This is a genomic window from Paraclostridium sp. (genome assembly GCF_051656405.1).
GTDB lineage: Bacteria > Bacillota > Clostridia > Peptostreptococcales > Peptostreptococcaceae > Paraclostridium.
The window spans coordinates 1-21,819 of sequence record NZ_JBOGBV010000043.1 but is presented as its reverse complement, the minus strand read 5'-3'; the positions used below and the strand labels follow the sequence as shown (position 1 = coordinate 21,819).

Here is a 21,819-nt window from a genome sequence, read left to right as displayed (position 1 = left end):
TACTCAGAAGGAGAGACGTTATATGGAAGTAAACAAAAAAATAAAAGTTCTAATAATTGATGATTCTAGTATATTTCGTCGTGTCATAGCTAAGTATCTTCAAGAATTTTCAGAATTAGAGATTGTAGGAACAGCTAAAGACCCTTATGAAGCTAGAGATAAAATAATTGAACTAAGACCAGATGTATTGACATTAGACATTGAAATGCCAGGTATGAGTGGTATTGAGTTTTTAAAGATTTTGATGGAACAATGTCCAATACCAACTATTGTTATAAGTGGTGCAGATGATAGATGCTTTGAGGCAATAAATGCAGGAGCAGTTGGATTTGTAGAAAAGCCAGATTCAAGAGGAATGAACAATTTTGCAAATGACTTAGCAAGTAAAATAAAAGAGGCATCTGTAGCTAAACTAGTTAAAGATAATTATTCAAGAAATAATTTAAATAAACCTAATACTGTTGCAAATAAAAAAAGTGTAACAAGAAATATAAGAACTAAATCTAATACAGATATAATTGCTATTGGAGCTTCCATGGGAGGTGTAGAAGCTGTTGGAAAACTTTTAAAACAGTTACCAGTTGGCTTACCAGGAATAGTAATAACTCAACATATGCCACCTGTATTTACTCAAAGATATGCAGAGAGGCTAAATAACGAGTGTGTTATAAATGTATGTGAAGGTAAAGATGGACAAGAAATTTTAAGCGGACATGCATATATAGCTCCTGGAGCTTTACAAATGGGAGTTGAAAAAAGAAATAATAAATATGTATTAGAAATTAAAGAGGGTGAAAAAATCAGTGGCCACTGCCCTTCAGTAGATTATTTGTTTCAATCAGTAGCAAAAGCTTCGAAAAAAAATACTATAGGTATTATTTTAACGGGAATGGGATCCGATGGAGCTAAAGGACTACTTGATATAAAGAATGCAGGTGGATATACATTAGGACAAAATAGGCATTCATGTGTTGTTTATGGAATGCCTATGGCAGCAAAGAATATTGGAGCAGTTTTGAAAGAAACTTCTTTAGATATGATACCAAATGCAATATTAAATCAATTAAAAAGATCAGAATCTACAGTAAGAGATAAAGAGTAGATAGAAAGTAGGTATATATGAACTTTGAATGTGATAAATTAAATGTATTTCGAGAAATTAGTAATATAGGATCAGGAAATGCATCTACTTCATTAGGTATGATGTTGAATGAGATTGTAGATATAGGAATACCAAAGAGTGATTTAATAAGTTTTTCTGATATAACTAATAGTTATGATTCTCCGGAAGAGTTAGTTGTAGGAACTGTTTTACAATTATCAGGGGACATGGAAGGTTTTATACTAGTTATAATGAAACTTGATTCTGCTATTAATTTATTATCAAAAGTAACTGGAACTAATCTAGAATTTGATAAAGAAGACTATGATTTAGTCCGCAAAGAATTAAGTTCAATAGGAGAAATTTGCAACATATTATGTGGTACATATTTGACAGCAATATCAGATATGACTAGTTTAAGCATTGATCCTTCTATTCCATATTTTAGTGTAGATATGGTCAGAGCAATTATGAATCTACCTATATCACTATATGGTCCAGTTTCAGATTCAATACTATGTATAGAAACTGATTTCTTTACAACAGATAATAATATAGAAGGTAAATATTACTTTATTCCTAAAGTTGAGTCATGTGAGAAATTACTATCTTCATTAGGTTTTGCTTGTTAGGAGAACCGTTAATGAAAATTATAACAGTAGGAATAGCAGAATCTAACATTGTAAGAGCACCAGAAAAAATAATGACGGTTGGACTTGGGTCATGTTGTGGAGTTGTTTTGTATGATGAAATAAATAAAATTGCAGGATTAGTACATATTTTACTTCCAGATTCAAAGGTTGATAAGAAAATGGATAATAAATCGAAGTATGCAGATAGTGGAATTTATTTATTATATGAGCAAATGATAAAATCCGGGGCTAACCAAAGACTTATAAGAGCTAAGTTAGCTGGTGGTGCACATATGTTTAATTTTAAAAACTCTAGTAGTAGCATTTTTACCATTGGAGAAAAAAATGTAAAATCATGCAAAGAGACATTAGCTAAGTTGAATATTTCTATTGTTTCTGAAGATGTATTAGGTTCTTGTGGAAGGACTATTGTCTTTGATACTCTTACAAATAAGCTAACTATTAAGAGTGTTGGAAAACGCGAAAAAGTTATTTAAAAGGAGGGTGTATTATTTGTGAATGCAAATGATGAAATAATAGAGGGCAAAATTGATGATTTATACATGGTGTTTATTATAAACGGTCAAAAATACGCACTATCATCAAATTACATTATAGAAATTATTGAGGTATTGCCAATAACAAAGGTTCCTTTTCTTCCTGAATATATGAAGGGTATTATAAATTTAAGAAGTAATATTATACCTGTTATGGATGCTAGAATGAGATTTGATATAGAACCTATAGACTATAATGAAAGAACGTGTATAATTATAATAGAGAATGGTATGGAAAAAATTGGACTGATTGTTGACGCAGTAAATGAAGTTATTACTATTTTACCTAACCAAATTATGAAAATGAACTCAAGTAAAGACGATTACAAACAAAACTTTATAAAAGGTGTTAGTGAAATTAATGATGATGTTCAAATGATATTAGACTGCGATTCTTTAGTGAAAATTATAGAGGATGTTAACGATGGAACTAACTAATCAAGATTTTTTACGCTTAAAAAATTATATGTATAATAACTATGGAATAAACTTAGAAAATAAAAGAACATTAATAGAAACCAGATTATTATTAATGGTAAAAAAATTAGGATTTACGGATTTTAAAAGTTATATAGATAATTTAATGAAAGACAGCACAGGAGAACAAGCATCAACACTTGTAGAGAAGCTTACTACAAATTTTACATATTTTATGAGAGAAGAGCAACATTATGATTTTTTAAAAAATGAAATAATAATGCCTAGTTTAAAAAGACCTCATGCTGGTGGAATTAAAATTTGGTCAGCCGCATCATCTACAGGAGAAGAGCCTTATTGTATTGCGATGTTAGTATCATCTATACTTGGAAAAAGTTCAAAATTTAAAGTTAATATAACTGCATCAGATATTTCTAATAATGTATTAAAACAAGCAAAGTCTGGAATTTATTCAGAAGATAAAATATCAAAATTGCCAGCTGTATGGAAAAAGAGTTTTTTTAAAAAAGTAAGTGAAAAAAACTATGTGATTGATGATAATGTAAAACAGTTAATTGATTTTAAATATTTTAATTTAAATAATAGTTTAGGTTGGGAAAAATGCAAATATGATGTTATTTTTTGCAGGAATGTAATGATATATTTTGATACACCTACAAAGCAAAGATTAATAAAAAGATTATATGACTCGCTTAAACCTGGAGGGTATTTAATTATTGGTATGTCAGAAAATTTATCTAACCTGCAAACCGATTTTCAACGAGTAAAACCATCAGTATATAGAAAAATATAAAATAAAAAAAGATAATAATTGACATAAATGGAGGAAGAAATTATGAAAAGAGTATTAATAGTTGATGATGCAGCATTTATGCGTATGTCTATACGTACGATGCTTCAAAATTATGATTTTGAAATAGTAGGAGAAGCGGAAAATGGAGTAATGGCTATTGAAAAATACCAAGAATTACAGCCAGACATAGTAACATTAGATATAACTATGCCAGAAATGGATGGATTACAAGCATTAAGAGAAATTAAAAAAATTGATCCAGCAGCTTCTGTAGTAATGGTTTCAGCATTAGGGCAAGAAGCTAGAATGAAAGAAGCTATAATATATGGAGCAAAAGGATTTATAGTAAAGCCATTTAAAGAGGAAATCATAGTATCAGCTTTATCTAAGTTATAAAACTAAATTATAAGAGGTTATTTTATATTATCCAAAGATTTTATATAGTCTTAAAGTATGAAAAACTGTATATGACCTTTTAAAACAATGAAATTTATAGAGGAGATAAAGATATATTATGAGCCAAGGAATAGTTATATATGACTTTAAAAAGCCACAAAGATATTCTACAGGAAACATGAGGTTCTTATCTATAATAGAAGAAGAATTTTGCAAGAATATAAATTTATTTGTAGCTTATGAATTAAAAAGACCTAATATAGTATGTAAATTAGAAAAAATAGAACAAACAAACTACGAAGAGTTTATGAATATGATCTCTAATGACTCAGTAATTATTGAACATTCAATACAGCCACTAATTCAAGGTCTTATATATCAAATTGATAAGAGTGTTGCGCTTACATTTGTAGATTTAATACTTGGAGGAGATGGAGTATTCAGTGATTACAATAGAGAGTTAACAGAAGTAGACCGAGAGTTAATATCTTATATAGGTAGTAAGTTTTTAACTAAAATGCATATATTTGAAGGTTGTGATCATAGAGAAGTTTCTAATGTTTACACAAATGTAGGTTCTAGTAAAAAATATCCAGTTAGTGAGTCAGTATTAATATCTCACATGAGAATGATGGATGGAAACAAAGAAGTAGGTAGGATGTCTTTCTGCAACCCATATAGTTGTATGGAGCCTGTATTAGAACAATTAGAACCAAAAAGACTTTTTAAAAGTAAAAATATTGAATATGACTTTGAATTCACAAATGCTATTTACAATAAAATTTGTGGAACAAGTTCAGAAATGGTTGCAGTATTAGGTAGAACTGAAATAAGTGTAGAAGAGTTATTAGATTTAAAGCTTGGAGATGTTATAACTCTAGATACTAAAATAGATGGAGATATAGACCTTAATGTAGGAGGAGCAAGATCTTTTAAATGTAAACCAGGACTTATTAAAAATAAGCGTGGTGTTATTATAACAGATAGTGTAAAAAAGGAAGTGTAATCATATGAGTGAAAATTTTGATAGAGTATTAGATATAGAACTTAAAGTAAGTGCGGTACTTGGTAGAACGAAAATAGCATTAAAAGATATATTTGAGTTATCAAAAGGATCTTTAATTGAGCTAGATACATTTGAAGGACAAGAAGTTGAAATCAATGTAAATGGTAGAAAGATTGGTTATGGGCAAGTTGTAATTGTAGATGAAAATTTTGGAGTTAGAATAACGCGCATATTAGGTGAAGAAGAATTGGTAAAGACTATAGGATAATATAAAAAGGCAGATAATAAATTATCTGCCTTTTTTATTTTAGTTATTTTGTTGAGTATTATTGTCTGCGTTATTATTTTGGTTTTCAACTGGATTTGTATTTGAATTATTATTTAAATCTACATTTTCATTGTTGTTAACTTCATTAGTATTAGATTCATTAGATTGCTCAGGGCTTTCATTTGGAGAACTTGTTTCAGTTGTATTATTGTTATTGCTATTTTCTGAGTTGTTAGAATCTCCATTGAATAAACCTGTAAACCAATGCCATACCTTACCAAAGAATCCTTCAACTTGTTCACTAGAAGGTAAATTTATAGCATCTTTGTTAGTAGCATCTATGTGTGCATTTTCACCAAGTAAACTATCATTTGTATTTTCTAATATACCTAGATTTTTATCTTTAGAACCTGTTAATCCAGCAAACCAATCTCCGATTCCAGTAAACCATCCTTTAACGGTATCTAATATACCTGAATTATTTACACCTTCGCCTAGATCTTTTAAATTTTCATTTACAGTATCTGATACGCTATTTAAAGCATCCTTCATTTTACCGTAGTCATAATCTTGCTTAGAAATTTTAAGCATTAAATCTTCTAATTGCTTTTGTTGTTCAGGTGATAATGTTACATTATAGTTATTAGTAATATTATTTATTGTATCTGCGATTTGAACTGTATCGCTAGTATTATTCTTAATAACTTGTGTTTTTACATCATTAACTATTCCTGTAGCTTTATCTTGACCTATATCTTGGCCTAAGTCCCCAGTTACAACTAGTTCTTCTGTAGCTATTTCCTTCTTGTTTTCATCTAGAGGCTTACCAGTAGCATCCTCATAGGCCTTCATTACACCAGTAAGGGCTCCTGTTCCACTTACAGGGAAATTAGCAGCTATTACACAGTTAGCATCAGTTATACCTAAACTAGCAAGTGTACTAGCTATCATAGCTGAAGTAACCCACGTAATGTTTGCTGTTTTTACGTTTATTCCACTTCCTGCCTTAGTAGGTTCGACATAAGCACAAGAATACGTTTTAGTTCCTATTTGAGCTTCAGGGGCTATACCTTGTAAATACTTTCTTTCTTCTTGGTTATTTACTTCAAGTATAACTGCATCATTTTGATTTACACCGAAGTATTTTAGCATAGTTTGCTTTTGCTCAGAACTTAAGTTAGCTCCTAAAGTAACAACTCTTGAAGAATCTGCGAATACTAAACTAAAACTTCCTAATATAACAGTACAACATATAATAATTGATGTAACTCTCTTTTTTAGACTCATAATTAATCTCCTTTAAAATAATTTAAACAGATACTAATATAATAAAGCATTTTGTAAATTTTGACGATTACAAAATTATAACATTTTTAGAGTTCTTACTCAAATATTATATATGCATCTAATGAATGATTAATTAACAAAATAAAAAACATCTATATTTTATAAACAAAAAAAGAAGAGTAATATTCTTTCAAAAGGGCTCATTTTAATTAATATAGAAAAATCGAATATAATACAAACTTCGACATTGATTTTAAGTAAAATAATATATGATAATAATTGCCAGTTGACTTGATAATAAAAAAGGAGATAAATAGATGTTTAATATTTTGATAATTGAAGATGACGATACAATTGCTTTTGGAGTTAAATCATTTTTATCGAAAAGCAACTATAACGTTATTCATGGTAAAAATTTAAAAAGAGGAAAAGAACTTTTTAAACCAGATATAGATTTAATATTATTAGACTTAAATCTACCTGATGGATCAGGATTTGAGTTTTGTCGTTATGTAAAAGAAATTAAAGATATCCCTATTATTTTTCTCACTATCAATGATGAAGACAGCAATATGATAAAAGGATTAGATATGGGGGGAGACGATTATATTACAAAACCCTTTAAATTGAGTGTTTTACAATCTCGTATTAGTGCTGTGTTACGTAGAACAGTAAAACAGCAAATCCAAGAAGATATTTTATGTTGCAAAAACATTAAAGTAATAAAATCTCAATCTAGAGTGTATAAAAACAACCAAGAAGTAGAATTAACAGTTGGTGAGTATAATTTATTATTACAATTGTTAGAAAATAAAAATAGAACTTTAACAAGATCTACATTGTTGGAAAATTTATGGGATGTTAATGGTGAATTTGTAAATAACAACACATTATCAGTAGCAATAAAGCGTCTTAGGGAGAAGTTGGAAGATACATCTTTTATTAAAACTGTAAGAGGCATAGGCTATAGGTTGGAGGATTAAATTTTATATGAATAAAAAAGGTATGAGGATATGGTTAGCTACAAGCTTTATATATATAACAATTTTTTGTATTATATGTTGTGCTTTTATTTACAAGCAATCAGAGAACATGTTCTATGAAAAAGCTGCACAACTTATAGCAGTTGGGGCTAATGCTAATGATGATATTGAACAAGATTTAGTATCAGCACTAAAAAATAAAAATGAAACAGATATAAATAGTGGGAAGAAAATATTAAATCAATATGGTTACATAGAAAGTTCCAACTTTATTTTCAACACTAATCAAGGATTTAGCAACGTGATAAATGTGATTTTAATACTAATTGTAGCAATCTTTTCTTATCTTGTGGTATCTCTAGTAGTTTCAAATATCATAAAGGGTAAGCGCATAGATAGTTTAGCAAAATATCTTTATGATATAAACGAAGGTAATTATATAATGCAGATTAAAAGCAAAGAAGATGAGTTTTCAATTTTAGAAGATGAATTATATAAAACTGTTATGATGCTTAGAGAAAGTAGAGAAAACGAAAGAGTGGAAAAAGAAAATCTATGTAATAACCTTGCAGATATCTCCCACCAACTTAAAACTCCAATTACTTCTATGTCATTGATGATTGAATTATTAGAAGCTAGTAATATTGAAGGGGATGAAGCTTTATATATTGGAAGTATTTCAGCACAGATAGAGCGTCTAAATTATTTAGTATCATCATTGTTGATACTTTCAAAAATAGATGCAGATTCAATTCAATTAGAATATAAGCCTATTAATGTCTATGAATTGATATGTGTAGCTGTTGAACCTTTGCGTCTAATGATAGAAAAAAAGAAACAACAACTTTTCATTAAAGATAATAGTGATATATTTTTTAATGGTGATTTTCATTGGACGAGTGAAGCAATTCTTAACATAGTAAAAAATTGCTACGAACATACACCAGATTCAGGATTAATCTCTATAGATTATAAACAAGATCCTTTATGTACACAAATAATAATTGAAGATAATGGTAAGGGATTTGATAAAAAGGACATTCTCCATTTATTTACTAGATTTTATAAGGGTGCTAATTCATCTAAAAATAGTGTAGGAATTGGACTTGCTCTTTCAATGTCTATAATTAAGAAACAAAACGGTGAAATTACTGCTGTAAATAAGGAAACAGGAGGAGCAAAATTTATAATAAAGTTTTATAGAAATTAATTAACTCTGTCACTAAGATGTAAGATAGAAAAAGTAAAATGAAGTTAATCAAAGAAATACATAGTAAAATCATAAACTCTTTGAAATATGAACTAATAAATAAAGGGGAGAATATCTTGGAAATACTAAGAACTGAAAATCTTACAAAATCCTATGGAATGGGAGATACGAAGGTCACTGCACTTAATAATTTGAATTTGAGCATAAACAAAGGACAATTTGTTTCAATAATTGGAGCAAGTGGTTCAGGGAAATCTACACTACTACATATGTTAGGGGGCGTGGATAAACCTACAAGTGGAAAAATATATATTGAGGACACTGATATTTCATCAATGAATGAAACTGAACTAGCTTTATTTCGTAGAAGAAAAGTAGGTCTAATATATCAGTTTTTCAATCTTATACCTACATTAAATGTTGAAAAAAATATATTATTACCAATGCTTTTAGATGGCAGAAAGCCCAAAAAAGAAGAGTTTGATAAGATTGTAAAAATGCTTGGTTTAAGTGAAAGGATTAATCATCTACCAAATCAGCTTTCAGGAGGTCAACAGCAAAGGGTTGCTATCGGTCGCTCATTAATTTATAGACCATCTATTATCCTAGCAGATGAACCCACTGGAAACCTTGACAGAAAAAATTCTGAAAGTATTCTTGAGATGTTAAAAATTTCAAATAAAGAGTATAACCAGACTATTATAATGATTACTCATGACGAAAAAATTGCATTATCAGCAGATAGGATGATTAGAATCGATGATGGTGAAATTGTGTCAGATGAGGTGATTAAGTAATGAACATAATGAATGAATATACATATAACCATTTGAAAAAAAATAAGCGACATACAATTTCTATAATCTTTGCTATTACAATTGCTTCATCACTTTTATGTTCACTATGTATATTTTTACATACTTTATGGGAGTCAAAAGTAAGCACAATAATTGAAAATGGAGGATACTGGCATGGTGAATTATTTGAATCTATACCAGGTGATAAATTAAAATATGTAACAGAAAATCCAGAAGTTGAAGCTACTATGATTAAAGGACAGTGGATTACTGCTAAGCTTTCTGATACAAAACGTCCGTATCTATTAATGAGAGATGCAGATGAAAAATTTTGGTCTGATATGAGCTTAAAAAACACACTTACAAAAGGTAGACTTCCTCAAAAATCTGGAGAGATTGTTGTATCTAAATTATTTTTCTTGGATAATCCTTCGTACAAAATTGGTGATAAATTGACTATTCCCACAGGGAATCGTATGTTAGGTAATAAAAAAATTAAAACTCAAGATAATAAACGATCAGGTGAGACTTTCAAGGAAATAGAAACTAAGGATTATACAATAGTTGGAGAAATAGATGTTTCTGGGAGTTGTGCATATCCTGGATATATTGCAATGGGATATTTAAACCATTCACAAATAAAGCCTAAAGACGAACTTACAGTTTATATGAGATTTGAGAAACCTCGTAAAATTTATGATACATTGCCTAACATAGCTAAATCTACGGGATTAAAACAAGATGAATATGGCAAATATAATGTTCTTTATAATACACCTTTGCTAAGCTTATATGGAATTAACGATAAAAATAATACAAATATTGAAGCTATAGTAATACTAGCAACCATAATAATAATGACTTTACTAGTTATGGGAGCATTTATCCTCATTATATATAATGCATTTTCTTTATCCACAAATAGCAGGATTAAGCAACTAGGAGTATTAAAAAGCTTAGGTGCAACTCCAAAACAAATTAAGCATTCTGTACTCTATGAAGGGTTTGTACTATGGATTATTCAATTACCAATAGGTATTATGATAGGATATCTATTTAGTCATATAGTTGTCTTTAAAGTTAATGAAATTCTTAGTGCTACAGAGAATTTTAGAAAGATAGATATTACATTCTCATGGGTAGTAGTTGCTTTTGCCATTATTATATCGTTGATTACTGTTTTAATATCGGCATATATTCCAGCAAGGAAAGTAGCGAAAGTATCAGCCATTGTTGGAATACGTCAAAACAATAATAATATAAAACTTAAAAAACAAAAATCTTACCCAATAATCAATAAAATATTTGGGATAGAAGGCGAGCTAGCAAAAGTACAATTTGCAGCTAATAAAAGAAGTTTACGTACTGCTGTTTTGTCTATTTCAATGTGTTTCACATTAACAGTGGGCTACATTAGTATTATATCTATATTAAATTTAGCTGAGTCTAAGAATGATCAAATGACAAAATATGATATGACGATTAATCTAAATATTCTTGATGAACCAAGTGATGATATGATAAATAAAATTATTTCGCTACCTAAAGTTAAGGATAGTGTAGTTAGAAGACAAGTACGTGCTTCAACTTATGTAACAAAACAACAGGAATCAGATGTTTTTTCTAAATCTGGGGGATTTGATGAAGTAAGTTTTAAATATAATGTATTGAAGGAAAATGGAAAGTATAGAATTATAACAAATTTAGTTGGATTAAGTGATGAGTCATTTAAAAAATACTGTAAAGAAATTGGTATAGATCCTGATAAATTTTATCAAGAGGGTGCAGTTACAGGTATATTATTAGATGGCACATACCATACACCAAATAACTCAAAAGTCACACAAAAAATACCACTATTAAATATAAAAGAGGGTGATGAGTTAATATTACATGAAAAAGTAGAAAATGATATGAATACAAATTATAAATTTAATACTAAAGTAGGCGCTGTTACAGAAGTTTCTCCAAGTGATTTGAAAATGGGTGGATATAGTGTAGCATTTATAGTTCCTATGAAAACGTATCAGCAAACAGTTAGTAAGTTTATGCCAGAACGTATGCTTGAATACAGCGTTATGGGAATTGATTTGTTTGTGGGGGATAAGGCTAGTCCAAGTGTAAAAAAAGAACTAAATAAGATTTGTAGCTCTTATCTTGGATCTGATGATTTTAGTATATGGAGTCTGTTGGAAGAAAAGAATCATGATGCACTAGTTCAAAAATCCGTATCTATTAGCATTTTTGCTATAGCTTTAATGATTGGTTTGATTGGTATATTTAACGCATTTTCTACCATTTCAAATAATCTTAGATTACGTAAACGAGAATTTGCTGTATTTAGATCAGTAGGGTTAACGCCAAATGGATTAAACAAAATACTGACTCTAGAAGGATTATTTTTTGCTGCAACACCTATTATAGTTAGTATACCAATAGTATTATTTATTTGCTGGGTTATGCTAAGATTAACAATAATCACATGGGGAGAGTTTATATCTGTTTTCCCAGCGAGAGTAATTCTAATGTATACAATAACTTTAATTGCATCGATTTTCTTATCATATTATTTTTCTTCAACATGCGTTAAAAAAAGTAATGTAGTAGAAGAAATAAAAAATGAAATAGTATAAAATTAGACGTAATTTACAAAATTAACATAACTAAAGCCTATATGTTAAATTATTAAATAATTTAATATATAGGCTTTTTATTTATTTATATTATTTACCTATAAACATTTGTGTCCAGTATAAAGAAGAACCTTTTGCAGCTATACCAACACCTAGTTCAGTGAAATCTGGGTTAAGTATATTTTTTCTATGGCCATCAGAATTCATCCAAGCATTCATAACCTCTTGTGGAGTTTCTTGTCCCATAGCTATATTTTCTCCAGCTGAAGTATAGCTTATACCGAATTTCTTCATCATGTCAAATGGAGAACCATAAGTTGGTGATGTATGGTCAAAGTAGTTCTTATCAATCATGTCTTGTGATTTTAAAGTAGCTACATTTGATAATTCAGAGTTAAACTTAAGAGCTTGAAGCCCTCTGCTTGTTCTTTCCTTATTAACTAAATCTAATACTTCTTTTTGGAAGCTTGCAAAGTTACCAGATGGATTAGAAAGTTGTTCAGGTTTTTCTTCAGGTTTAGATTCCTGATCAGAACCTGTATTGCCTTCTGGTTTAGAATCAGGCTTAGATCCAGTATTATTATCTACATCAGGAGTAGATGGTTTACTTGCATTAGAATCTGTATTACCTTCTGGTTTTGAATTAGGTTTAGATTCAGTATTATTGTTATCTACATTAGGAGTAGATGGTTTACTTGGTGAAGTGGCAGTAGGGCACTTCCCTTTATTATTTAAAATATCTTGTATTAAATAGTGTAAAGGCTTTATAGGTGTTGCACAGTCTTTACCATTTACATTTACAGATAAGTATTCCTCGTAACTTTTATTGTCGCAAAAAACTTTTTTAGATACAGTTTCATTTGATGCCGCATTAATAGGTAGTGTAGAACAAACTCCTATTATAGATACTACACCTAATGATAATAATGTTTTAACTTTGATATTCATAATTAAGTCACCTCTTTAATGTTATAGTTTTATAAATGAATTATTTGAAAATGTTACCGAATTGTAACCTACAAGATGCGCTACCCCCAGCGCCTATATCTTGGATGTAACTATAGTATCATAAAGCCTAGCATTTATGCATTGTTAAGTTATGTAAATACTATATATAAATTACAATAATGTAAAAATTAGAGTATATATACAAAAATAGAGTAAAAACTATATTGATGGGTATAAAAGCAGTAAACCTTTAAATTCACATACAAATAGCAAAAAATTTAGTTAAATTTTAAAAAAAATGGTATACTATTAAAAGGTAAAATTACCAAAAGATGAAAGGAGAATTACTATGTCAAAAGAATTAGTAAAAGATAGAGTTATAAAATACTTAATGGAAGATTTATTTGTTCCACAAGAGATGATAGATACAGATGTAGCGTTATCAGAATTTGAAGAAGGTGCAGAAGGTGTAATAGACATAATGGTAAACGTAAAAGATAATGAAGATTTTTACGCTCCTGTTATGATTATAAAATGTTTAGATGAAGAAACTCCGTTACAAGGGGAAGTAGCTCAAGAAGCGGTAGATTTCTTAGAAGATGTAGATAATATAACTTTAGCAGGAAGAGCTGTTTTAACTAATGGAAATGAAATGATGTATGCAAATTGGACTGGTGAAGAATATGGTACAGAAGAATCACTTCCAGAGTATGATGTGATGGTAAAAGAGTTCTTCGAAATGGAAGAATTAGTAAAAGAGCATGAATCATCTCATGATTGTGGATGTGGAGAAGATCATGACCATGAAGATCATGAATGTTGCGGAGGACATAGTCATGGTGAAGACCATGAATGCTGTGGTGGAAGTTGCGGATGTAACCACGACAATAAATAATAAAATATGCTTAAATTTGCGATGATATGAGGGTTTAGCTTGACTAAACCCTTTTATTAATGGTATTATAAATCTGTTATAATCTCATTAATATTTTACCGTAATATAGGGGCAAGATTATTATTGGACTTATTAATAGGGATTTGACTTTGTCGTTCGAGGGTAAAAGACTGCACATTGTGCAGTCTTTTGTTCTTTATAGTGATATTGTAGTTAATAAAATATTATTTTAAAAAAATATAAAAAAAATCAAGGAATTTGATATGTAAGTGTAGAATAATAGATATAGGAATTTGTTGACAACTAAAAAGTATTTTTTAAGAAAAGTTTACATACTATTAACATGAGGATGAAACTACAGACACTTTTTAAATTTGATTAACAAATTATTAGAGATAGAAGGGGTAGATTATGGGGGCTAAAAGAGAACATACTTATGAAAATTACATTTACAGTGATTCATCAAATTCATCAAATGCTATGAAAATGTACTTAAAAGAAATTGAAGAGTACAAAATGTTGTCTGCGGTAGAGGAAGTTGAATTAGCTAAAAAAATAGATGAGTCATTTATAGGAGCTAAGGAAGAATTTATCAATGCAAATTACAGATTAGTTGTTAGTATTGCTAAAAAATATAGAAAAGAAAATATCGATATGCTTGATTTAATTCAAGCAGGAAATATAGGACTTATAAAAGCTGTAGAAAAGTATGATTATAAAAAAGGATATAAATTTAGTACTTATGCTACATGGTGGATAAAACAAAGTATAACTAGATACATAGATGATTGTGAGAATACTATTAGAATACCTGTCCATCTTCATCAAAGAATTAACTTTGTGAAAAGAAAAAAACAGGAATTATCACTAGAGCTACAAAGAGAACCTAAAATAGAAGAGTTAGCCGTAGCATGTGAGATAGAAGTAGAGAAAATAATAGATTTACTTAAACGAGATAAAAACATAGTTTCATTGGATACACCTATAAAAGAAGATGAAGATAGTAGTTTAGTTGAGTTTATACCTTCAGATGCATATTTTGGAGATGTAGTTATGCATGAAGTAGAACAACATAATCTAAGAGAGAAAATCGAAGAACTATTAACTGGACTAAGCGAACAAGAACAAAGAGTACTTAGAATGAGATTTGGATTAGATGATGATATACCTAAGACGTTAGAGGAAATAGGAAAGGTATTTGGCGTTACTAGAGAAAGAATAAGACAAATAGAAGCTAAGGCTATAAGAAAGTTGAGACATCCAAGTAGATTAAAGCAATTAAAGCATTTTTATTAAAATATATCTATTTACGCAAAAAGCTATGTAAACGTTATTTAAATGTTTACATAGCTTTTTTACGCTTAAGGCAATTAGTTTTAGAAAGTAAGTTATATTAATAGGATGTATATTAATATAATGTAAAGTATATAAAAAACTTATTTCAAGGATTGATGCTATGTATTATTCAAATAGAGAAAAAGTTTATAAGGAAATTCATTCGGATATTCAAATTATTAAAGATAATCTAAAAAGTATGAAGATACAATCTTTTTTAGAGTCAAGTAAAACGTATAAGCTTATAGCTGAAATTGAAAAAGAAATAAATATAATTTCTAAAAGTATAATTGAACTTAAAGAACCATTTTTATTATTTGTTATGGGGCCTGGGAAATATGGCAAATCAACTCTAATAAACTCATTGATAAAAGATAATAAATTAGAGACAAAAGATATTCCAAACACATGGAGATTAGATATAGTAGCATCATCTGATTCAAAAAAAATGGATATTGTACGTGGATATGAAACGAAATCTTATGATTATAATGAAGGGCTATCAATTTTGGAAGAAGAAGAAGAAAAAGTTAAGAACTCAAAAAAAGTTATAAAAGACAAATTTGAGAAAATAAAGAAGAATAATGATTTAAGTATTTATGATTTAAAGGAGTGTAAAAAGTCTTTAGAAGAAAAATATTTATATAAATATAATATTGTAGAGGTAAAGCATTATATAAACAAAAGTGGGGTTTTAAATGATTTTATTATAGTAGATACTCCTGGTTTAAATCAAAACTTACTAAAAAATACTAAAGAACGAATGGTTGATTATTATAAAAGAGCAGATGGCATTATATGGGTTTTAGATGCAAAGAATATAGTTTCAAAATCAAGTAATGATATGATAGTTGAATTGAATGAAAATTATATATTAAGCGATGATTATAATAATATAATTTGTGCAGTGAACAAAGTCGATGAGATAAGAAATAAAGACAATGATTTATCAAAAGTTAAGAAAGAGGTCAAAAATTTATATAAAAACTATTTTGTAGATATAGTTTTTGTATCTTCAAAAGAAGCAATTGATGGATATATAAGCAATGATAAGAAACTTACCAATTTAAGCAATATAGACGAACTAAGAAATAGTATAGATAGCAATTTTAAAATAAATTCAGAAAAAATGCAAATTAAGTCAAAGTATATGCATTTAAAAATTAGTGGCGAATATTTAAAAAAACTAATCAATATTTATAAAAGAGATTTATATGAGGATTTATACAAATTTGACGAGATAAAAAGAAGTATAAATTATGAAATTGAAAAGTTAAAATCATATTTTGAAAAGAAAATAAATATATGTACAAATATTGAAAATTTAAAAACTAATGGTGTTTACACTCAATTAAAAGATTTAGAAAACTTACTAGAAATAGAACTTAATAATATGTATTTAAGTTTAAATAAAAAAATTTTATGTTGTGATGAAACATGTGACTTAAACCATATTTATGTAAATATAAGCAAGTCAAAAGAAATATTAAATATTGAATATTTAATAAAAGAAGAAAAAAATCAATATAAAGAAATTGCTCTTTTAACTAAATTAAAAAAAATAAAAAATTACGAAACAAATATGTACTTAATTATAGATGAAAGGAATAAATTAAGGTCAAATTTATTAAATTATTTAGATAGCCAATTAAACAGTATAGAAAAAGATATAATTAATAAATCTACCAAAGCATTTAGAAGAAAATACACAGATTATATGATAATAAAAGAACATTTAAGGCAAGTTAATGATATCGATAATATTTTAAAAAAATGGGGGGATTATGTTGGGTAACTTAAATAATTATATTGAAGAAGCTAGATGCACTTTTATAGAATCTCCAGTTAGAAATTATTTAATGAAAGAAAAAAATATACCTTTTAAAAAGATTATTAAACATAACCTAGAAGAAGTTATGAATAATTTTGATATTTTGTTAGAGAAACCATATAGCCAATTAAAATTAGCGATTATGGGAGAAGTTAAGTCAGGAAAATCTACATTAGTTAATGCCATTGTAGGCAAGGAGGTTTCTGAGGTAGATGTATTAGAAGCTACATCATCAATTATAAATATTTTTTATAATGAAGAAGAAACTTATGATATAGATCAAAACTGCATAAATATAGGTATAAATTCAGATGTATTAAAAGATATTAGCATAGTAGATACTCCTGGATTAAAAAGTATTACATCAGAAAATGAAAATAAATCTATAAAATATATACAAAATGCCGATATAATATTATATGTTTTTGATTCAACCCACATAGGGCAAGAAGATATAAAAGATTCTGTAGAATTAATTTCATCTTATGGTAAACCTATAGTTGGAGTATTAAACAAAGGAGATTTGCTACATGATAATCATCAAGAAGTTTTAGCGTATATAGAAGATGAATATGACTTATATATAGATAAATTTTTTATAATATCATCTCATTTAGAATATCAAAATAATATAATAAAAAATGCTGTAGCAAAAGAACACGACTTAGTATCAGAATACTCAGATGAATTAAAAAGAAACTTTTTATCATTAATGGAATTTTTAAAAAGTATTAGAACTAGTAATGATGAAATAAAACTTCAAAGTGTAAACTCATCTATAGAAGCTTTAAAACACAAAGAAAAGGTGTATCATTATGAATACTTAAAGTCATTAGAAATGCTATCACAAGAATTATCAAATCACAAAAACTTATTAAATGGAAAGTTTGATTATATACAAGCTAAGATGGATTTTGAGATAAATGAATGGTTGGATAAAAGCTTTTTAGAAGATGAAATACATCGAATAAATAAAAATATGGATATAGCTAGAGAATATATAAATGATAGCTATATAAATAATGTTATAAATGATGAAAAAGTAAAGTTAGATGAATTGTTTTTTAAAGAGTGGAATGAGTGTATAAAAGAAGTTAATAGCCTTACTAATAATAAAATAAAAGAGTTTATAAAAGACATAAACTATAGAGATTACAATATAGATTTACCTAAGGTTAAATTAAATGAAGAAGAAATAGATATGAACGAAATGTTAGCAACTATTGGAACAGGGGCTTTGCTTGGAGCTACATCGGGTAGTGCACTAGCTGTATATGCAGCTGCTTTATCTGCGTCTGCTCCAAGTGTAACAATAGGGGCAGCGATGCTTACTTATTGTCCGCCGCTTCTTTTAGCAGGTACTGTAACTGGGGGAATTGGAAAAGTATTATATGATAAGTTAAAACAAGATCAGATGAATAAAGATATAATAGAAGATATAGAAAGTTTCAAAGACAATATAAAATTTGAGATAAAAAATATATTAATAGATATATACGAAAAAGCTAGTAAAGAAATTATAAGAATAGATCAAGGAATATTTGAAAATTCAAAAGATGTATGTATGAATGAATACGAAATAGAAGAACTTCAAGCTGATTTGAAGGAATATATAGATAAACTTTAACAAAAAAAGCGTTAATTAAATTTAATTAACGCTTTTTTTAGGCTAACATCTATTATATATTTTATATAATGAAAATGCTATATTATCTGTAATTTTATTAAACCCTGTATCATATGCTAAAATATTGTTTCTTATGTAAAATGAATTAAAATCAAGTTTGTTTTTTATAGCTAAATTAGATATATAACTATACCTTATACAAACCATAGATAAAAAATATATTAAAAAAATCATAAAAGAAATTAAAAAAAATATAGACATATAGAAACCCCCCCACAAAGTTTATAAATATATGTTCCTATAATTAAATTGTACAACCTATAGTCTGAAATTTCAAAGAATTAATAAATACAATATGCGAGAAAAAATTATATAAATCCCTAAAGTTCAAAACTATAATAACTAAATTATAATTATGATTATAAAATATGGGGTAAAAATATAATATTGATATATTTAGTCTAGCTATGATATGATAGTAAATATAGTACTGTTTAAAACACAGTAGTTAGAAAGTTTAGTAAAAGAGGTGGAGAGGTTGGAGTTTAGGTCATTAGTTGAAGAGTTTATAATAAACTATGGATTAATTAGTATTTTTATTGTAGTAGCATTAGAATATGCAAACCTTCCTCTACCAAGTGAATTAGTTTTACCATTAGTAGGGATATTTGCATTTAAATATAATATGAATTTTGCACAAGTAGTAACTATATCCATATTAGGAGGAATAACTGGGTGTATAGTCAATTATTATTTAGGATATAAATTTGGGAAGCCTTTAATTGAAATTATAATAGGGAAGTTTCCTAAGACTGAAAAATCTGTAATGTCGTCATATTCATGGATAAAAAAATACGATAAAATATCTGTAATGATTTCAAGAGTAGTTCCAGTAGCTAGAACATTTATTTCTATAGTAGCTGGGGTTATAAAAATGAATATAATAACCTTTATAATTTACTCAACTATAGGTATTGGAATATGGAACTTGGCTTTAATTTCAGCAGGATACTTGCTAGGACATAAAATACATATTATAACAACTATATTGAAACAGTACTCTTTATTAGTATGTATAATAGTCGTTATATTTACGATAGTTTATATAATAAAAAGTAGAATAAAAAAAACTCATAAAGACACGTAGTGTCTTTTTTTGATTAAAACTAAAGTAATTATGATTATAAAATACATACATGTGATATTTTAGTTGAGTATTAATTTTTATTAGTGAAAATTTATAATAAATGTGAAATTGGTGAAAGTTTAGACTATTTCTAAATTTTAAAAGTATAGTTATTTCTTCTACAAATTATGATATAATTCTACATAAAATTTAAAATGTAAAAAAATAGGAGAAATGGAAATGAGTAAACTTAAGAAAAAAATCACCATACCACATACATTTACTATAATATTTTTACTTATTGTAGTAATTGCTATTCTTACATGGATTATTCCAAGTGGGGAATTTCAAAGAATAAATGTAGATGGAAGAATGGTAGTAAAACCAGGAACATATAGACAGGTAGCACCAAATCCTCAGGGAATTCAAGATGTGTTCAAATCTCCTATAGATGGATTTATTGATGCTGCTGAAGTAGTTGGGTTCGTACTTCTTGTAGGAGGCGCTTTTGGAATAGTTAATAAAACAGGAGCTATAGAATCCGGAATTAACCATACTGTCAAAAAGCTTAATAAACTACAAGTGTTGATAATACCAGTTTCTATGATTTTATTTGGATTAGGGGGATCTACTTTTGGCATGAATGAAGAAACCCTTCCATTTTATATGATATTTATACCCCTAATGATGAATTTAGGATATGATTCTTTAACAGCGATAAGCACAGTTTTTATAGGTTCGGGAACAGGTGTGATAGCATCGACTATAAATCCATTTTCAGTTGGAATTGCACAGGCTCTAGCTAATATAACACCTGGATCTGGAATAGGATATAGAAGTTTAATATTTTTGGTATTGATGGCACTTTCAATAAGTTTTGTTATGTTACATGCCCATAAAGTTAAGAAAGATCCTAAAAAGTCGATTGTGTATGACTATGACCAAAAAAATAAAGGTGAATTTATTGTAGAGGATTCATCAATAAAGCAGTTTACAAGAAAAGAAGGTATTGTTTTAGTTATATTTATAGGTGGAATGTGCATGATGGTTTATGGTGTTTTAAATTTAGATTGGTACATACCTCAGATAGCTATGATATTTTGTATGATAGGAATTTTTTCAGGAATATTTGGAGGTCTTAAGCAAGATGAAATAGTTGATTCATTTTTAAATGGAGCTTCAGATTTGATATCTGCAGCACTTGCTATTGCATTAGCTCGTGGTATAGTTATAGTAGCTCAGAATGGACACATAATAGATACTTTATTAAATTATTCAGCTGATTTATTAAGTAGATTGCCTAAATTTATATTTATTAATTTATCTTTTGCGCTAGAATCTGTATTAGCATTTTTAATACCATCATCTTCAGGACTTGCATCACTTACAATACCTGTATTGTCTCCACTTTCAGATTTAGTTGGAGTATCTAGTCAGTTAATAATAACTGCGTATCAATTTGGAACTGGTATTATTAATTTAATTACACCAACATCAGGTGTTTTAATGGGAGCCCTGGCATTTGCTAAAATACCATGGTCTAAATGGTTAAGATATATAGCTCCATTAATAGGAGCAATAATTGTAGTGTGTATAGCATTTTTAACAATTGGATTATACATAGGATTTTAATAAAAGTAGCAGCTTATCGATATAGTTAAGCTGCTACTTTTATTTAAGTGCATAATAAAATTAAATTATAAAAAATATAAATAAATGTTTATTGCTATTAACAAATGTTTATTAGTGTGGTAGAATTGACATAATAAATATAAAATAATGGGGGACTAAATAATGAACAGTATAGAACAAATATTACACTCTATGGATATGCAATATCATGAAAAAAGAGCTAATATGGCAAGATTAGCAGAAGATTCTTTAGCGCCTTTAAAAATAAGCGAAGAAACAAAGTCTTATTTAGATAGAAAAATATTATGTGATATGAATGAAGG

At 28.0% G+C, this 21,819-nt stretch carries 22 protein-coding genes; 19 read left to right on the top strand and 3 right to left on the bottom strand.

All coding sequences use genetic code 11. The features are described from left to right. The first annotated feature begins 22 nt into the window (after positions 1–22). From ACRDDE_RS06035 to fliN, 8 genes are all read left to right on the top strand, one after another. The gene (locus tag ACRDDE_RS06035) at positions 23–1,102 is read left to right on the top strand and encodes a protein-glutamate methylesterase/protein-glutamine glutaminase (RefSeq protein ID WP_438626251.1); all 1,080 of its coding nucleotides are present in this window, start codon (positions 23–25) and stop codon (positions 1,100–1,102) included. Between the two features lie 17 nt (positions 1,103–1,119). Continuing rightward, the gene (locus ACRDDE_RS06030) at positions 1,120–1,734 is read left to right on the top strand and encodes a chemotaxis protein CheC (protein ID WP_021429539.1); all 615 of its coding nucleotides are present in this window, start codon (positions 1,120–1,122) and stop codon (positions 1,732–1,734) included. Positions 1,735–1,745: 11 nt separating this feature from the next. Continuing rightward, positions 1,746–2,231 (top strand): chemotaxis protein CheD, encoded by a 486-nt coding sequence (locus tag ACRDDE_RS06025; protein ID WP_021429432.1) that lies wholly within the window; start codon positions 1,746–1,748, stop codon positions 2,229–2,231. Positions 2,232–2,249: 18 nt separating this feature from the next. Next, entirely contained in the window at positions 2,250–2,729 is a 480-nt protein-coding gene (locus tag ACRDDE_RS06020; RefSeq protein WP_247011562.1) for a chemotaxis protein CheW, read from the top strand. Next, positions 2,716–3,522: a CheR family methyltransferase gene (locus ACRDDE_RS06015; RefSeq protein WP_438626248.1), complete on the top strand. Its 807-nt coding sequence runs from the start codon at positions 2,716–2,718 to the stop codon at positions 3,520–3,522. The genes ACRDDE_RS06020 and ACRDDE_RS06015 overlap by 14 nt, the downstream gene beginning before the upstream one ends. Positions 3,523–3,564: 42 nt before the next feature. Continuing rightward, positions 3,565–3,918 carry a response regulator gene (locus ACRDDE_RS06010; protein WP_021429429.1) on the top strand — a complete coding sequence of 118 codons (354 nt, stop codon included), beginning with the start codon at positions 3,565–3,567 and terminating at the stop codon, positions 3,916–3,918. A gap of 118 nt (positions 3,919–4,036) precedes the next feature. Continuing rightward, positions 4,037–4,924 carry a flagellar motor switch protein FliM gene (locus tag ACRDDE_RS06005; protein WP_438626246.1) on the top strand — a complete coding sequence of 296 codons (888 nt, stop codon included), beginning with the start codon at positions 4,037–4,039 and terminating at the stop codon, positions 4,922–4,924. A gap of 4 nt (positions 4,925–4,928) precedes the next feature. Further along, positions 4,929–5,192: a flagellar motor switch protein FliN gene (gene fliN / locus ACRDDE_RS06000; RefSeq protein ID WP_021429427.1), complete on the top strand. Its 264-nt coding sequence runs from the start codon at positions 4,929–4,931 to the stop codon at positions 5,190–5,192. Between the two features lie 39 nt (positions 5,193–5,231). On the opposite strand, the gene ACRDDE_RS05995 is transcribed toward fliN, so the two are convergent. Further along, a complete protein-coding gene (locus ACRDDE_RS05995) occupies positions 5,232–6,479 on the bottom strand; it encodes a DUF1002 domain-containing protein (RefSeq protein ID WP_438626244.1) in 1,248 nt (415 codons plus the stop codon). 317 nt (positions 6,480–6,796) lie between these two features. On the opposite strand from ACRDDE_RS05995, the gene ACRDDE_RS05990 reads away from it, so the two are divergent. From ACRDDE_RS05990 to ACRDDE_RS05975, 4 genes are all read left to right on the top strand, one after another. Next, entirely contained in the window at positions 6,797–7,462 is a 666-nt protein-coding gene (locus tag ACRDDE_RS05990) for a response regulator transcription factor (protein ID WP_438626242.1), read from the top strand. Between the two features lie 7 nt (positions 7,463–7,469). After that, positions 7,470–8,672 (top strand): sensor histidine kinase, encoded by a 1,203-nt coding sequence (locus tag ACRDDE_RS05985; protein WP_438626240.1) that lies wholly within the window; start codon positions 7,470–7,472, stop codon positions 8,670–8,672. A 116-nt stretch (positions 8,673–8,788) separates the two neighbouring features. After that, entirely contained in the window at positions 8,789–9,469 is a 681-nt protein-coding gene (locus ACRDDE_RS05980; RefSeq protein ID WP_438626238.1) for an ABC transporter ATP-binding protein, read from the top strand. After that, on the top strand, positions 9,469–12,102 hold the full coding sequence (locus ACRDDE_RS05975; protein WP_438626237.1) for an ABC transporter permease: 2,634 nt from the start codon (positions 9,469–9,471) through the stop codon (positions 12,100–12,102). The genes ACRDDE_RS05980 and ACRDDE_RS05975 overlap by 1 nt, the downstream gene beginning before the upstream one ends. Before the next feature lie 90 nt (positions 12,103–12,192). On the opposite strand, the gene ACRDDE_RS05970 is transcribed toward ACRDDE_RS05975, so the two are convergent. After that, positions 12,193–13,050: a CAP domain-containing protein gene (locus ACRDDE_RS05970; RefSeq protein ID WP_438626235.1), complete on the bottom strand. Its 858-nt coding sequence runs from the start codon at positions 13,048–13,050 to the stop codon at positions 12,193–12,195. Positions 13,051–13,399: 349 nt separating this feature from the next. On the opposite strand from ACRDDE_RS05970, the gene ACRDDE_RS05965 reads away from it, so the two are divergent. The 4 genes from ACRDDE_RS05965 to ACRDDE_RS05950 all read left to right on the top strand — a co-directional run bounded on the left by ACRDDE_RS05965 (position 13,400) and on the right by ACRDDE_RS05950 (position 18,738). Next, positions 13,400–13,945 carry a type I restriction enzyme HsdR N-terminal domain-containing protein gene (locus ACRDDE_RS05965; protein WP_438626233.1) on the top strand — a complete coding sequence of 182 codons (546 nt, stop codon included), beginning with the start codon at positions 13,400–13,402 and terminating at the stop codon, positions 13,943–13,945. A gap of 411 nt (positions 13,946–14,356) precedes the next feature. Then, positions 14,357–15,241 (top strand): sigma-70 family RNA polymerase sigma factor, encoded by an 885-nt coding sequence (locus ACRDDE_RS05960; protein WP_021429490.1) that lies wholly within the window; start codon positions 14,357–14,359, stop codon positions 15,239–15,241. Between the two features lie 160 nt (positions 15,242–15,401). Next, positions 15,402–17,075 carry a dynamin family protein gene (locus ACRDDE_RS05955; RefSeq protein WP_438626232.1) on the top strand — a complete coding sequence of 558 codons (1,674 nt, stop codon included), beginning with the start codon at positions 15,402–15,404 and terminating at the stop codon, positions 17,073–17,075. After that, entirely contained in the window at positions 17,068–18,738 is a 1,671-nt protein-coding gene (locus ACRDDE_RS05950) for a dynamin family protein (protein ID WP_438626230.1), read from the top strand. The genes ACRDDE_RS05955 and ACRDDE_RS05950 overlap by 8 nt, the downstream gene beginning before the upstream one ends. 42 nt (positions 18,739–18,780) lie before the next feature. Here ACRDDE_RS05950 and ACRDDE_RS05945 read toward each other — a convergent pair whose 3' ends face one another. Further along, positions 18,781–18,999, bottom strand: coding sequence for a hypothetical protein (locus ACRDDE_RS05945; protein ID WP_025162740.1), 219 nt, complete (start codon positions 18,997–18,999; stop codon positions 18,781–18,783). A 277-nt stretch (positions 19,000–19,276) separates the two neighbouring features. Between ACRDDE_RS05945 and ACRDDE_RS05940 the strand changes: the two genes are divergently transcribed. The 3 genes from ACRDDE_RS05940 to ACRDDE_RS05930 all read left to right on the top strand — a co-directional run. Beyond that, complete coding sequence (locus ACRDDE_RS05940) at positions 19,277–19,885, top strand: DedA family protein (RefSeq protein ID WP_438626228.1); 609 nt, start codon at positions 19,277–19,279, stop codon at positions 19,883–19,885. Positions 19,886–20,104: 219 nt separating this feature from the next. Beyond that, complete coding sequence (locus ACRDDE_RS05935) at positions 20,105–21,496, top strand: YfcC family protein (RefSeq protein WP_438626227.1); 1,392 nt, start codon at positions 20,105–20,107, stop codon at positions 21,494–21,496. Positions 21,497–21,658: 162 nt separating this feature from the next. Then, positions 21,659–21,819, top strand: a 161-nt coding sequence (locus ACRDDE_RS05930) for a glycyl radical enzyme domain-containing protein (protein WP_438626261.1), incomplete at its 3' end; no start/stop codon positions are given.